Origin of the sequence: Vibrio sp. STUT-A16 (assembly GCF_026000495.1) — a bacterium.
In the GTDB taxonomy this organism is placed as follows: Bacteria; Pseudomonadota; Gammaproteobacteria; order Enterobacterales; family Vibrionaceae; genus Vibrio; species Vibrio diabolicus.
Window position 1 is genome coordinate 1,076,137 of the sequence record NZ_AP026765.1, and the last position, 13,460, is coordinate 1,089,596.

General features: G+C 42.4%; 13 protein-coding genes and 1 pseudogene. 4 read left to right on the plus strand and 10 right to left on the minus strand.

Annotated features, from left to right (window positions below; all coding sequences use genetic code 11):
* Positions 1–23 precede the first annotated feature (23 nt).
* Both OO778_RS05095 and OO778_RS05100 read right to left on the minus strand, forming a co-directional pair.
* Positions 24–887: an ion transporter gene (locus OO778_RS05095; RefSeq protein ID WP_104216615.1), complete on the minus strand. Its 864-nt coding sequence runs from the start codon at positions 885–887 to the stop codon at positions 24–26.
* A gap of 35 nt (positions 888–922) precedes the next feature.
* Positions 923–1,561 carry a YchE family NAAT transporter gene (locus OO778_RS05100; RefSeq protein ID WP_005396528.1) on the minus strand — a complete coding sequence of 213 codons (639 nt, stop codon included), beginning with the start codon at positions 1,559–1,561 and terminating at the stop codon, positions 923–925.
* Positions 1,562–2,211: 650 nt separating this feature from the next.
* Between OO778_RS05100 and adhE the strand changes: the two genes are divergently transcribed.
* Positions 2,212–4,914, plus strand: coding sequence for a bifunctional acetaldehyde-CoA/alcohol dehydrogenase (adhE, locus tag OO778_RS05105; RefSeq protein WP_012841564.1), 2,703 nt, complete (start codon positions 2,212–2,214; stop codon positions 4,912–4,914).
* A gap of 141 nt (positions 4,915–5,055) precedes the next feature.
* Here adhE and OO778_RS05110 read toward each other — a convergent pair whose 3' ends face one another.
* The 3 genes from OO778_RS05110 to sodB all read right to left on the minus strand — a co-directional run bounded on the left by OO778_RS05110 (position 5,056) and on the right by sodB (position 7,175).
* Positions 5,056–5,799, minus strand: coding sequence for an SDR family oxidoreductase (locus OO778_RS05110; RefSeq protein ID WP_053808810.1), 744 nt, complete (start codon positions 5,797–5,799; stop codon positions 5,056–5,058).
* Positions 5,800–5,931: 132 nt separating this feature from the next.
* Positions 5,932–6,435 (minus strand): VC2046/SO_2500 family protein, encoded by a 504-nt coding sequence (locus tag OO778_RS05115; RefSeq protein WP_074191638.1) that lies wholly within the window; start codon positions 6,433–6,435, stop codon positions 5,932–5,934.
* Between the two features lie 155 nt (positions 6,436–6,590).
* Entirely contained in the window at positions 6,591–7,175 is a 585-nt protein-coding gene (gene sodB / locus OO778_RS05120) for a superoxide dismutase [Fe] (protein WP_005396533.1), read from the minus strand.
* A 284-nt stretch (positions 7,176–7,459) separates the two neighbouring features.
* On the opposite strand from sodB, the gene OO778_RS05125 reads away from it, so the two are divergent.
* Positions 7,460–7,795 carry a Grx4 family monothiol glutaredoxin gene (locus OO778_RS05125; protein ID WP_017635833.1) on the plus strand — a complete coding sequence of 112 codons (336 nt, stop codon included), beginning with the start codon at positions 7,460–7,462 and terminating at the stop codon, positions 7,793–7,795.
* Positions 7,796–8,021: 226 nt separating this feature from the next.
* Here OO778_RS05125 and OO778_RS05130 read toward each other — a convergent pair whose 3' ends face one another.
* The gene (locus OO778_RS05130) at positions 8,022–8,339 is read right to left on the minus strand and encodes an SEC-C metal-binding domain-containing protein (protein WP_206949286.1); all 318 of its coding nucleotides are present in this window, start codon (positions 8,337–8,339) and stop codon (positions 8,022–8,024) included.
* 74 nt (positions 8,340–8,413) lie between these two features.
* Here OO778_RS05130 and OO778_RS05135 point away from each other — a divergent pair, with 74 nt between their 5' ends.
* Entirely contained in the window at positions 8,414–8,749 is a 336-nt protein-coding gene (locus tag OO778_RS05135) for a hypothetical protein (protein ID WP_264910878.1), read from the plus strand.
* Between the two features lie 12 nt (positions 8,750–8,761).
* Here OO778_RS05135 and OO778_RS05140 read toward each other — a convergent pair whose 3' ends face one another.
* Entirely contained in the window at positions 8,762–9,787 is a 1,026-nt protein-coding gene (locus tag OO778_RS05140; RefSeq protein WP_206949284.1) for a tyrosine-type recombinase/integrase, read from the minus strand.
* A gap of 187 nt (positions 9,788–9,974) precedes the next feature.
* Between OO778_RS05140 and OO778_RS05145 the strand changes: the two genes are divergently transcribed.
* On the plus strand, positions 9,975–10,844 hold the full coding sequence (locus OO778_RS05145; RefSeq protein WP_206949304.1) for a hypothetical protein: 870 nt from the start codon (positions 9,975–9,977) through the stop codon (positions 10,842–10,844).
* Between the two features lie 99 nt (positions 10,845–10,943).
* On the opposite strand, the gene OO778_RS05150 is transcribed toward OO778_RS05145, so the two are convergent.
* The 3 genes and pseudogenes from OO778_RS05150 to OO778_RS05160 form a co-directional block, all read right to left on the minus strand.
* A complete protein-coding gene (locus OO778_RS05150; RefSeq protein WP_206949283.1) occupies positions 10,944–12,266 on the minus strand; it encodes a hypothetical protein in 1,323 nt (440 codons plus the stop codon).
* 51 nt (positions 12,267–12,317) lie between these two features.
* A pseudogene (locus OO778_RS05155) lies at positions 12,318–12,476 on the minus strand (chromosome partitioning protein ParA); the annotation flags it as partial.
* Positions 12,466–13,434 (minus strand): hypothetical protein, encoded by a 969-nt coding sequence (locus tag OO778_RS05160; RefSeq protein WP_264910880.1) that lies wholly within the window; start codon positions 13,432–13,434, stop codon positions 12,466–12,468. The gene OO778_RS05160 and the pseudogene OO778_RS05155, both read right to left, overlap by 11 nt.
* Positions 13,435–13,460: the final 26 nt, after the last annotated feature.

Sequence of the window (13,460 nt, forward strand, 5' to 3'; positions counted from 1 at the left end):
AGAGCTCCCTAGGGAGCTCTTTTTTATGCTTCGTCTTCTCCACGAACAACGCGTTTGTCAGGATCGGCCAGTTCACTACCACAGTGTTTACAGTAAGTCGCATCAGAGTCGTGCCCGGCGTGAGAACAGTTCGGACACTTCACTAATACTTTGTGCGATTGCATTTCTTGGTGAAGCTCTGCTGTGAAAATACCAGTAGGGACCGCCAAAATTGAATAACCCAACAACATAGTGAGTGAGGCAAGCCCTTTTCCGAGATCTGTTTGAGGTACCAAGTCACCATATCCAACCGTTGTGATGGTCACAATAGCCCAATAAATACTTTTCGGAATGCTAGTAAATCCGTTTTCAGGCCCCTCAATGACAAAAATCAGTGACCCAAAGATCGTGACCATAATGGCGACAGAGCTAAAGAAGATAAAAATCTTTCTGCGCGCCATCAGTAGAGAGCGTAAGAGGATGTTGGACTCTTGAAGATAGCGGACTAACTTGAGTATGCGGAATATTCGCATGACTCGCAGTGCTCTTATTACGCCCATAAAGGAGGCAGAAGGGAAAAACAGTGCTAAGTAAGTAGGTAAAATCGCGAGTAAATCAACGACGCCATAAAAGCTCTTCGCATAGGCCGCTGGTTTTGGAGAGCAATAAAGTCGGAGAAAATACTCAATAGTGAATAAACCGGTAAAAGTGTACTCCAAGTATTTCAGCTCTTTTGCCCACTCGGTGCGCACGGATGGTATTGAGTCTAAGACCAGTACGATTAGAGAACTGATAATCGCGATAATGAGTGCAATATCGAAGGTTCGACCAGCTTTGGTATGAGTACCAAAAATGGTGACATAAAGAGTATGTTTGAGAGAGTCAGTCGTCATGACAAAGCGATCCATTGTTGAATCGCTCTATCATACAATTTTATAGAAACTCAGGCTAATCCTGGAAATAAGTTGCGTAAACCATTGGCGATAAACTCAATACCCAATGCGCCTAATATCAAACCCATGATACGGGTAATCACGTTGATACCAGTTTGACCCAAAAATCGCACGATCAGTGGGGCAGAGCGGAACAACAGCCACGAGCATAGACAGAACAAGCCAATTGTAATGCTGATGCCTACCGTGTCAAACATGCTTGGGTAGCGTGCACCGTAAACAATAGTCGAACTGATTGCGCCTGGTCCTGCCATTAGCGGCATCGCAAGAGGAACAACACCGATCTGCTCGCGACTCACGTATTCTGATTTTTCCTGTTTGTTTTGTTTATCTTCCCCCAGTTTACCGCTCATCATCGAGAACGCGATGCTAAGCAGCAGTAGCCCACCTGCAACACGAAACGAATCCAGAGAAATGCTGAACATGTCTAATAGTAACTGGCCAGCAAAGAGCGAAATGATCAGGATGATCGCAACAGCCACGTTCGCTGTGGTTGCCGTATTGCGCTTTTCGTCTGGTGTCATATGGCCGGTTAGTGACACAAACACAGGCATGATACCAACAGGGTTTACTGCGGCGACCAAGCCAAGGAAAAACTGCAAGAAGATAGCAAGTTCAAAAGTTTGCATGTTGCGTACTCATTAAAGTTCACATTAGTGAAAAGGAGAAGGGGTAATTTGGGCGTAATGTAAGGCAAAAGTTGGGTTGGAAGAAATGAAAAAAACTAACGCATTTCCTACTGTTTTAGTGAGAAAAACTAATTCTTTAATAAACTGTATCTAATCTGGAAAAGAATTGTTGCGTATAAAGTTGCTGTCAAAGCGTGCTGTTTTACATAAACGTTAACATTCGCACACTTTTGATAAAAACTAAGGTGGTTTGTAGAGAGATGTATTCGGTTCGATATACTCTCAGTAGCACAAGGAATTGGGCCTACATGTAATTTTGTTGGCTAAAAATGAAACTTTTTTACAGGTTGTTGTAGTTTCTTTTATTTATTTGTCTATTTGCTTCTTTTTTGTTCAATAAAAATTGAAGGTTAATTTATTTGTTTATCAGTGGGTTATGTCGTTTTGGTGTGATGGGGCACCACTTTGGTGGTATTTAGGTCGTGAGAACTGATCCAAGTCAATTTTTTTCACACTCTGAAATATTATACTCAGTCCTGAAAGCAATTTACTAAGACGTTTGTTTTCTAAGTGACTGATAAACAGTAAAAACGATAAGTAATAGCCTTAGTAAAAAGTTTTTAATATTTGTTAATTTTAGGAGATTCCCTATGCCTGTAACTAATATGGCTGAACTAGATGCAATGATTGCTCGCGTTAAGAAAGCGCAAGAAGAGTTCGCTACTTACTCTCAAGAGCAAGTAGACAAAATCTTCCGTGCAGCATCGCTTGCAGCTAACCAAGCCCGTATCCCGCTAGCTCAACAAGCGGTTGAAGAATCTGGTATGGGTATTGTTGAAGATAAAGTAATCAAGAACCACTTCGCTTCTGAGTTTATCTACAACAAATACAAAGACGAACAAACGTGTGGCATCCTAGAAGAGGATGACAACCTAGGTACTATGACTATCGCTGAACCTGTAGGTATCATCTGCGGTATCGTACCAACGACTAACCCTACATCTACAGCGATCTTCAAATCTCTAATCTCTCTGAAGACTCGTAACGGTATCATCTTCTCACCACACCCACGTGCGAAAAACTCGACTAACGACGCAGCGAAACTGGTTCTAGACGCAGCAGTAGCAGCGGGTGCACCAAAAGACATCATCGGTTGGATCGACCAACCTTCTGTTGAGCTTTCTAACGCTCTTATGAAACACGATGACATTGCTCTTATCCTTGCAACTGGTGGCCCAGGCATGGTTAAAGCAGCTTACTCTTCTGGTAAACCAGCAATCGGCGTAGGTGCAGGTAACGTTCCTGTTGTTATCGACGAAACTGCTGACATCAAACGTGCAGTGGCTTCTATCCTGATGTCTAAGACTTTCGACAACGGCGTAGTATGTGCTTCTGAGCAGGCTGCAATCGTCGTTGATGAAGTTTACGATGAAGTGAAAGAGCGTTTTGCTTCTCACAAAGCTTACGTACTAAGCAAAGCAGAAGCTGAAAAAGTTCGTAAAGTTCTTCTTATCGATGGCGCGCTAAACGCGAAAATCGTAGGTCAGCCAGCAGCGGCAATCGCTGAAATGGCAGGCGTTAAAGTTCCAGCAGACACGAAAGTCCTTGTTGGTGAAGGTCTAGGTAAAGTGTCTCACGATGACGCATTCGCTCACGAGAAACTATCTCCAACTCTAGGTCTATTCCGTGCTGACAACTTCGAAGACGCGGTTGCTCAAGCGGTAACTATGGTTGAGATCGGTGGTATCGGCCACACATCTGGTCTTTACACTAACCAAGATACTAACGCTGACCGTATCCGTTACTTCGGTGACAAGATGAAGACAGCTCGTATCCTAATCAACATCCCGACTACTCACGGTGGTATCGGTGACTTGTACAACTTCAACGTTGCGCCTTCTCTAACTCTAGGTTGTGGTTCATGGGGTGGTAACTCTATCTCTGAGAACGTAGGTCCTAAACACCTAATCAACAAGAAAACTGTAGCGAAGCGAGCTGAAAACATGTTGTGGCATAAACTACCTAAGTCAATCTACTTCCGTCGTGGTAGCCTTCCAATTGCTCTAGGCGACCTAGAAGGTAAGAAACGCGCATTCTTAGTAACTGACCGTTTCCTATTCAACAACGGTTACGCAGATGACGTAGTAAGCCTACTTAAAGCTCAAGGCATGGAAGTTCAAACATTCTTCGATGTTGAAGCTGACCCAACGCTTTCTGTTGTAGAGAAAGGTGCGGCTCAAATGGCTAGCTACCAACCAGATGTTATCCTAGCGCTAGGCGGTGGTTCACCAATGGACGCTGCGAAGATCATGTGGGTAATGTACGAGCACCCAGAAACTCACTTCGAAGAACTAGCAATGCGCTTTATGGATATCCGTAAACGTATCTACAAGTTCCCTAAAATGGGTCAAAAAGCTGAGCTTGTATGTATCACTACAACTTCAGGTACTGGTTCAGAAGTTACACCATTTGCGGTTGTTACTGACGACAAGACTGGCGCTAAATACCCACTAGCTGACTACGAAATCACGCCAAACATGGCTATCGTTGATGCTAACCTAGTGATGAACATGCCTAAGTCTCTAACAGCATTTGGTGGTTACGATGCAGTAACTCACGCTCTAGAAGCTTACGTATCTGTTCTTGCGAATGAATACTCAGATGGTCAGGCTCTACAAGCACTTAAGATGCTAAAAGAATACCTACCTTCAAGTTACGCGAACGGCGCTAACGACCCAATCGCTCGTGAGAAAGTACACAACGCAGCAACTATCGCTGGTGTGGCATTTGCTAACGCATTCCTAGGTGTTTGTCACTCAATGGCGCACAAACTAGGTGCTGAGTTCCACATTCCACATGGCCTAGCAAACGCACTACTTATCTCTAACGTTGTACGTTACAACGCGAACGATAACCCAACTAAACAAACAGCGTTCTCTCAATACGACCGCCCACAAGCACGTCGTCGTTACGCTGAAGTTGCCGACCACTTAGGTCTAAGCCAAGCTGGTGACCGTACTGCTCAGAAAATTGAACGTCTACTAGCATGGTTGGATGAGCTAAAAGTGAACCTAGACATCCCAATGTCTATCCAAGCGGCAGGCGTAGCTGAAGCAGACTTTATCGCGAAACTTGATGAGCTAGCAGTTGAAGCGTTCGATGACCAATGTACTGGTGCGAACCCTCGCTACCCACTAATTAGCGAACTTAAAGATGTGTTAATGGCTTCTTACTACGGTAAAGCATTCGTTGAAGGTGAAACTTTCGAAGGTACAACAGTTATCAAGAAGAAAGCAGACCAAGAAGCAGCGAAAGCGGCGCCTAAAGCAAAGAAAGAAAAAGCTGACGCGTAATTAAGAGTGGTGTGAGTAAGGTTTTCGCTAGCACGAAACCTTAACCGGGAAAAAGTAAAGCCCCAGTCATTGGACTGGGGCTTTTTTTGTTGAAAGAGTTGAGTAATAGCGATCCGTTTACGCAACAAACACGTTGTCCATTCATACTTCTGTAGCAACCACTCTGCCACTAAAATACTCATTTGATACGATATATGCGGTATTGCGAACCAATTCATCTTGGATCTCGGCCCAGTGTCTTTCGTTAAGTTCTTCTCTTGTATGGTTTACCGAAGGAATGACGCCACCCACCCGAATATTAAATGGAGTGAGCTCTTTTGCCCAACTGTGAGTAAAACCTGACACCAAAGCAGCCATGCTTTCGACTCCCGTTAAATCTTCATGGCTGTCATGGGAAATGACGTTAACAATTACCCCTTTCTTATTTCTAGCGCGAAATCGTTCGGCTCCCACCTGGCCATAGGTGTAGAGGAAACGTGCTGCAGAAGACAAGTGATCAATGTAAGTACTCATAGGTTCGGGAGCCATCAAGCCTGGCATGGGAGAGCTCGTCCAGCAATTGACTATCACGTCTGGTGTCGCACGCAGCTGCGATTCTATCTGATCAAACAGTAAGTTAATGGACGTTGTGTTATCACTGCACACATTCATCGCATAGACTTTATCTGTGAAGGCACTAATCTGCTCATAGCTCGATTTTAGAGCGCTAGAGTTTTGGTCACAAAGAATCAACGTCGCTCCAAGGTGAGCAAAGTGACTAGCACAAGTCCTTCCTATAACAGAACCTGCAGACGTGACGAGAATAATTGATTCTTTAATATCCATAACACCTTCACTGTATCCCTGTGTGAAAAAAAATACACCAGTGGTTTGTGCTATTAGCATGGTTGAAATTAGAAAGGCTCAGTGTGAAAGACTTCAAACTAACGCTTTTGGATGAGGACTATTGTGCGGTAATTTGTAAGGCGTCACATTTCTGACTGTGGATACTGCAAGCTGTTGGTTGAACAATGATCTCTATACTTGCAGTTGAATTTGATACTGACGTTGAGCCGTCACTAGTTGATTGTATAGCCCTGCATCTGGGATGAGGTTTTTGTTGCGCTCGCCCAATTTGCGTCGCTCATGACCGGATAGGTTGTGATAAACGTCTTCAGGAAGGTTAAACGTATCTTCCGGCAAGTAGGTCAGGGCGTCTGGTTTCAAGTAGTGACTCAGTTTCGCTGAGGATAGACCTGCACCGTGGAATTGTTTTGCTTGCTGTGCTGCTAGCTCATAGCTGCTGCTATCAGAACGAAGAGCTTGAGGCGTTGACAATTCAAGTTGTTGACGGAGTATATCTTCGCTAGTGGCTACTTCTTTGATTTCCTCCACAGGTACAACGTCGCGTACATCGTTAGAAAACATCGACAAAATCAGTGCAAAATCGGCACGACGTCCTTCATGGACAGCATGGTTGATACCATTGCCGAACTGAAGCTCGTTAATAATTGCCGCTTTGTCTAAAGTATGAATTTGCATGATGTTCCTCGCTCGATGCCATTTTAACGGCGTGTCTGAGAAGAACTTTAGGAAAAAGAAGAGATTAAATTGGAGTTTTAAGCGAAAAATAAAAAGCTCGCTGGTTCAGCGAGCTTTTAAAATAAGACTAAATTGAACTTAGGGGGGAAGTAAAATTACTTCGCTAGGTTCTCAGCTACAAAGTCCCAGTTTACAAGTGCCCAGAAGCCGTTCATGTAATCAGGACGCACGTTGCGGTAATCGATGTAGTATGCGTGTTCCCATAGGTCAACAGTTAGAAGTGGTGTTGTGCCTTCTTCTGTTAGAGGAGTAGCAGCGTTAGAAGTGTTAACGATCTCTAGAGAGCCGTCAGCTTTCTTAACAAGCCAAGTCCATGAAGAACCGAAGTTGTTGATTGCTGAATCAGTAAACTTCGCTTTGAATTCTTCGAAAGAACCGAATGCTGCGTTGATTGCGTCAGCAACTGCGCCTGTTGGTTCGCCGCCCGCGTTTGGAGCAAGACAGTGCCAGTAGAACGTGTGGTTCCAGATTTGCGCTGCGTTGTTGAATACGCCACCAGTAGAAGTCTTGATGATCTCTTCTAGAGTTTTGCCTTCGAACTCAGTACCAGGGATAAGACCGTTAAGCTTAACAACGTAGGTGTTGTGGTGCTTACCGTGGTGGTAGTCTAGAGTCTCTGCTGAGATGTGTGGTTCTAGTGCGTCTTTCGCGTAAGGAAGAGCTGGTAGTTCAAATGCCATTACTCGATTCTCCATTGATTTGAAAGGATGACCTTTCGATTGCTTCCAGTGTTTTTTATAGCTATGTAGCCTTTAAGGCTGACTTGCTAAGTATTTTAGCAAGTTTTTACTTTATTAAAACCCCGATATGAAAATATTTTAAGGGGTTAGCGGCTGTGAAGTGCTGAATTGCTCGCCATCAAGCAACCTGAATTTAAGCCTTATTAATTATATGGTTTTTATTCTGTCGTTATTGAGTAGAATGTGGCAAATAAACAAAGTTCAAACCCATGAATGAGGAAGCGATGGAAACTATCGACAAAATCAAACAGCAGATCTCTGAAAACTCAATCCTGCTGTACATGAAAGGATCACCGAAACTGCCAAGCTGTGGTTTCTCTTCTCAAGCGTCACAGGCTCTAATGGCATGTGGTGAGAAGTTCGCTTACGTAGACATTCTGCAAAACCCAGATATCCGTGCTGAGCTACCAAAGTACGCACAATGGCCAACATTCCCTCAACTATGGGTTGAAGGCGAGCTTATCGGCGGTTGCGACATCATTCTAGAAATGTTCCAAAAAGGTGAACTTCAGCCTCTAATCAAAGAAGCTGCAGCGCGCGCTGAAGATCAAGCTGAGTAATTCGTAAATACTCACATTTAGCGATAGAATACGAAGGAGCCGTACTGGCTCCTTTTTCTTTTTAGGTTAGTGGAATGAACATAAAGCTTTATTATGTAGCATAGCCTGTGAAAGTTTCGCTAAACCTTGTTGTGGCTTGTTTTATAAAGGTTTTTATAAACTCTTCAATCTGATTACGACCTATCAAGAACGATAAAAACTAACCTTTGCCGCCTTTTTGTCGCCACTATTTAAGCTCGTGAGCGTTTTTTTTATTGATACAGCACTTCTTGAACTTTTTTCCACTATCACATGGGCAACGTTCGTTTCTTCCAACTTTGTCCCGCTCTCTCTTGCTATGCGGTTGCTTTTGTTCTCGAACGTTCACGCCAATGTCATTGTTTTTAAGGTCCACATTTATCAATTTTGCATTATGATTTGAATGTAAATCTATACCTACTCTGCAATGAGTCGCTCCTCCTCCTTTCATATATACAGTTACGCCATTGTCAAACTTGAAGCCTGTACCGGCGTGGTCGGCTTCGCAATCAGTTAATATAAACATACGATACTCCACGAACTGCCACTGAAATAGTGCTATAGTGAAACGTGATGCATATAGTATAGAGGGTAGCGAAAATGGCAATTGAATTTGATGGTTGTAATATTTCGGAGAATAAGACCGGAGTGCGAGTACCAGAAAGTGCAAAAGTAATGTTTAAAGATACGGATATCGTTAAAAACGATATTGGTGTGGACGTGTACATTAGCAGCTTGTTAGCTGAAAAATTAGGGTTACCAGAAAATACTCCTCAATCTTATGTCGATGAGGTAGAGAAGTTGTTGAAAGCTAACGCTGACCAGAGTACGTCTAACAAAATAAAGTTGCTTGAAAACAGTACATTGTTCAAATGGCTAGGGCATACGTCTTCACTCATAACTATTGCCACTGCATTAATCGCTAAGTTTGGATAGTGAATGTTGATTCTAGTTTAATGTCAATGAAGTCAAGGGATTAAACTTCACTGCATCACTCAAATGGTTTGGTGAAAAATGCGCATAAATCATCGTGTGATCGATATGCTGATGGCCGAGGATTTCCTTCAATACAAGAATGTTGCCGCCATTTGTCATGAAGTGACTCGCAAAGGTATGCCGTAAAACGTGAGTTGCTTGTCCTTCTGGCAAGTGAGGTAGGGCTTTAGTCAGCCATTTGTATGCCACGCCGTAACCGCAAGTGAAAAGGCGATCATTGGTTGGCTTATAGATTTGGTTGTACAGCTCTTCCGAGATAGGGACCGTCCGGTTTCGCTTGCCTTTGGTGTTGTTGTAGGTAATGCGGCATTTCGTCAGGTTAGAGCCTTTCAGATAAATCGCTTCCCTGATCCTGGCACCGGTTGCCAGGCACACTTTGAAGATTTTCGTGAGTTCATCACCAACGGGGCTTTGTTGCACCACGTTAAATAGGTGGCGAATTTCCTGCTCTGTTAGAAATGCCAGTTCAGACTGAGGCTTTTTTATGGCCTCAATGCCATTAACCGGGTTTGGCAGTTTCCACTCACCAAGTTTGATCAGTTTGTTGAACATTGCTTTTAGCAAGCCAAAGTCTACATTATTCGACGCTATGGAAAGTTCTTTATGTTCTTGGCCGCGTCCTCTGCTGGTTCTAGTGGCTCGGTAGGCTGCTAGTTGTTTTGAATTGAGGTGAACTGCGATTGGGTTGTCTAAGTCTTGGACCATATTTTCCAAACGCAGAAGAGTATGTTCACCCGATTTGAGGTTCTTTCCATGGAGTTTGTACCAAAGTTCAACGAGGTTAGACATTCGGCGGTGATCGGGCTTCGAACCTAGCCACGGTTTGTCGTCCACCTCTTTCATCAAGTGAAGCTCAAAAGCAGTAGCTTCACCTTTGGTTGCAAAGCGTTTGCGAACGCGCTTGCCATTTCTACCTTGAGGGTAGCATTCGCATAGCCATGGCTTTTTACTGCCATCTTTAAGGTTACGGATAGTCATTAGCAATTAATTTGAACTGTTTTTATATACAGTATTTGTATTTATCTAATTTCGCAATGTTTAAGTTGATGAAGAACGAACACGCATGAAGTACACCTGGTATCACAAAGAGAAAACCTGAGTTTGACGCGAATTTGAATTGTTGGTAGACCGGACTTAATGATGATTATTATGTGTTGAGGTGAGTATGCTGGTTTGCACCTACAGAGAAGATGGCTCTGATTGTACAACAGAAATGTATGAGGCCGATCCGGATAAGTTCCGTGGTCTAATTGACTGTAAAGTTTGTGGTAAAAAGGCGTGGTTTGTTAAAGGGTTTAAGACTGCCAAAGTTGACCGTATGGCCTGTTTTGGAGCGCGACACACTGAAGGCTGTGACGCTTCAACTGTACTGATAAAACCTGATGGTGTGGATGAGGCAGAGGAAGATGGAGATTTTTCATCTGATATTCGAGTCGATCTGGACAAGGCGAGCGGGAACTCACTGTATGTATCTCAAGATAATGGCAAGCATGGCGAAGAAGAATCAACACGAGTAACAGCAAGGCCAGCATCCGGAATTGGCTCTGGATCGGGTTATCCCCTGAACAAATCACTGAGAGCTCTCCTTACGAACTTATGCCGAAATCCCAATTATGCAGAAAAGGGACAGTCAATAAACATTGTGACTGATGGCGGACGGGAAGTGATCAAAGGGCCACTCTCAGATTTTTTAGTTCCTATATCAGAAGCGAGTGAAAAGCATATAGGCAGTGATTACATTTTTTGGGGGCCTATCAACAACTTGAACGTCGATAAAAACGGTGTGTTATGGCTGAACTACGGTGACTACAGAACTGAACCTAGTATCAGTCTGCGCCCTGAGCTAAAAGACCAAGTTGTTAGGAACTTTAAAATCAAGGACGTTGGTGACCTAGATGGCTCAGATGTAATTATTGTTGGTCACGTTGGCATTTCACCCAACAATAAAGTCATTATCTCGACGGGTTTTACGAAGTATTTATCTTTCCGCAAGATGAATGTTGTCAGTGATGGTGGAGGGGGTGATTTGCACTAAATCGCACATAGAATACTCGATGTTTTTAGTAAAGAGCCCCTTTAAATAGGGGCTTTTATGTATAAATAATAATCCGATAGTGTTATGGGTTGCATCAAATTATTTGGCCTTCTTTGATGATACTATTTGGTCGAAAATTTTGTCATATCTGCTTTGAACATTGTCAACAGAAGATGCATCAACAAAGTGATCTGCTCCGTGGAAATAATGCTTGGAAAGTTGTTTTTTCGCTTCATTTCGGTCGCAGCCCTCAAATTCAGCGAAGTATCCATCAATGGTTGCTAATTGAATTCCTTTTTGGCGATATCGCCGTTCATCAGTTCTGTGACGAGCGGATTCTCGTAATAAGTAGAAACCTGGGGTTATGCCAACAATTAAGAAAAAGGAACGAAGCAAAATCAAGGTGTATTGAGGAATATGATTGTCATCAAGCAGTTTATCGTAGTCAAAGGTTAGCAAGAACAAACCAATTGATGCGATAAGCCATAATACTCCCCAAAGACGCAGAGAGTCGGCGGTAGCTTTTTCTTGTTCGGCTTGTTTGATAGATGAATCTGAAAGAGCATCTGAAGCCACAAATGACAATGTTTTTCTAAGTGATTCATTGAGCAAACAAAAATCGTTAATTTGTTCATTTACTCTTTCTGAAAGAGTCGATACCTTGATGTTGACTTTTTCTAGCGTGCTTTCCACTTTTTTGTCTAGTCGTTCGTTGATTTCTTGTTCTTTTTCTACCAAAGATTGATCGACGTACTCGATAATCTCCTCTTCCAACTCTCTTTTTAGTTTTGTACTAAGTTTTTGGATACCAATTTTTGAAGAACTGGTAGTTGATTCAATTTCACTTAAAACACGGGACTCAATATCTTTAGCTGTATTGGTAAGTTCATTTTTTTGTTTAGTACTTTGTCTTTTAAGGTTGGCTGAGGCGGAAAGAGAAATTTCGTTAAGTGCATCATGAAATTTACTTACTTCTCTACTTAGAATGTCTTGACGAGATCTGAGTTGGCGTATTAATCCATGTAATTCAATTTTGGATATACCAACATTAAGCGAGTTTGAGCCAGAGATGTCATAGATTACTTTGCTGATTTTTATTATTTCTTTATTTATATCGGGAGATAATCTTTGGAACTCTTCAGAGATTGATAGATTTTCTAAAGATGCTTCAATTTTATTAAAGTCTATAATGTCTACTAGCCAAAATGTTTGCATTGAATCGTTATTTTTGTCATGACTTTCAAAATAGAAAATATCATTTCTTAAGGCAACAAAATCGTTAATTGATTCGATGAATGCCAACAAGGGTAGGTTTCCCTTGTCGGAGCTTTTCAGTGATTCGTTCTCTAACGTTTCTAACGATTGAGTAAGAGTTTCAAAATGCTCAGATAATACCTTTAATTTGTCTTTTGAATGTACCATGACAGCTTCTCTAGATTCTATTTACAACAGCTGATGAAAACGTTTTTTAAATCATCTCTTATTTAAAGTCACCGCAACGCGGCCAATCACTTTGATATCTTCTTCAGATCCAGATACTTCAACCGTTGAGTTGCCAAACACGACTGCTAGTTTGTTTGGTAATCGTTGAATATGGTTAATATACAGTTGCTCACTCATATTAAACAAATACCTCACCAGTCTCGACACTGCAAATACCAGTGATGCGGTCAGCTCTAAACGTGCGCACGGAATTTCTCATCAAGCAGAAAGCTTTGACGTATGTATCGCCACTGGCGTTCTGCTCAATTTTTCTTAAAACAATCTCGCGGTCAGATACCTTCCCTGCAGAATCCTTGTAGTTCATAAGGTATTGAGCACCTAACTCCAACTCATTGAGGAATGATAGGCCAGACGATCCATCTACATTGATGTGCTTTGCGGATTTCGGAGCTGGTTTTTTCTTCGGTTTTTGGTTGGCTTGTTCGCGTTCCTCGAACCCATCACAGAAATCGGTTAGAAGAGCAAATAGATGAAGAGCTTCATCGTTGTCGAGTACTTTGTCTTCCAGGTAAAGTTCAACTGTTACTGCCAGTTCTTTAGTTTTTGGATCCTGTTTTGATTCAGGATAACGCTTGAACCAAGAACGAAGTTTTTTAGATTCGTCTAAATCAACAACGTCGTCTTCAAGAACTTGATTTGCCAGTTTGTAGAGAGCTTTCTCCCGGCGTGGTGTTAGCAGTTCTTGCGGAACGCTAGGTTCAACGGTACTGCTATTGGTCTGTGTTGGCTGGATTGGATTCGCGTGTTCAGATGATTTAGATACAGGTTTTCTTTCTAGTTTTGTCTCTGGACCTTTTGGTTGGCTACTAATCGTATTTTCTATATTAGTCTTCTGGACGGATTTCTTAAATAGTGTAAGTAGGCCGTTGCATGCAAAAAAAACTAATAGAGCCATGATGTTAAATGTAAGTAGATGGGACAGATCATTTGAATCTGGTGAAATTGCAATCCCCAAATACAACAAACACATAAAGGCAGTCCAAAGCGTAGATAAAATCTTTACCCATATTGGATGATCGCCTTTGTAAACAAAGAACACAAAAGGAACCGGCGCCACTACAGTGCCTATTTTAAGCCAAGGTTTCATACCTATCTCCTAGACAACCAACTAAT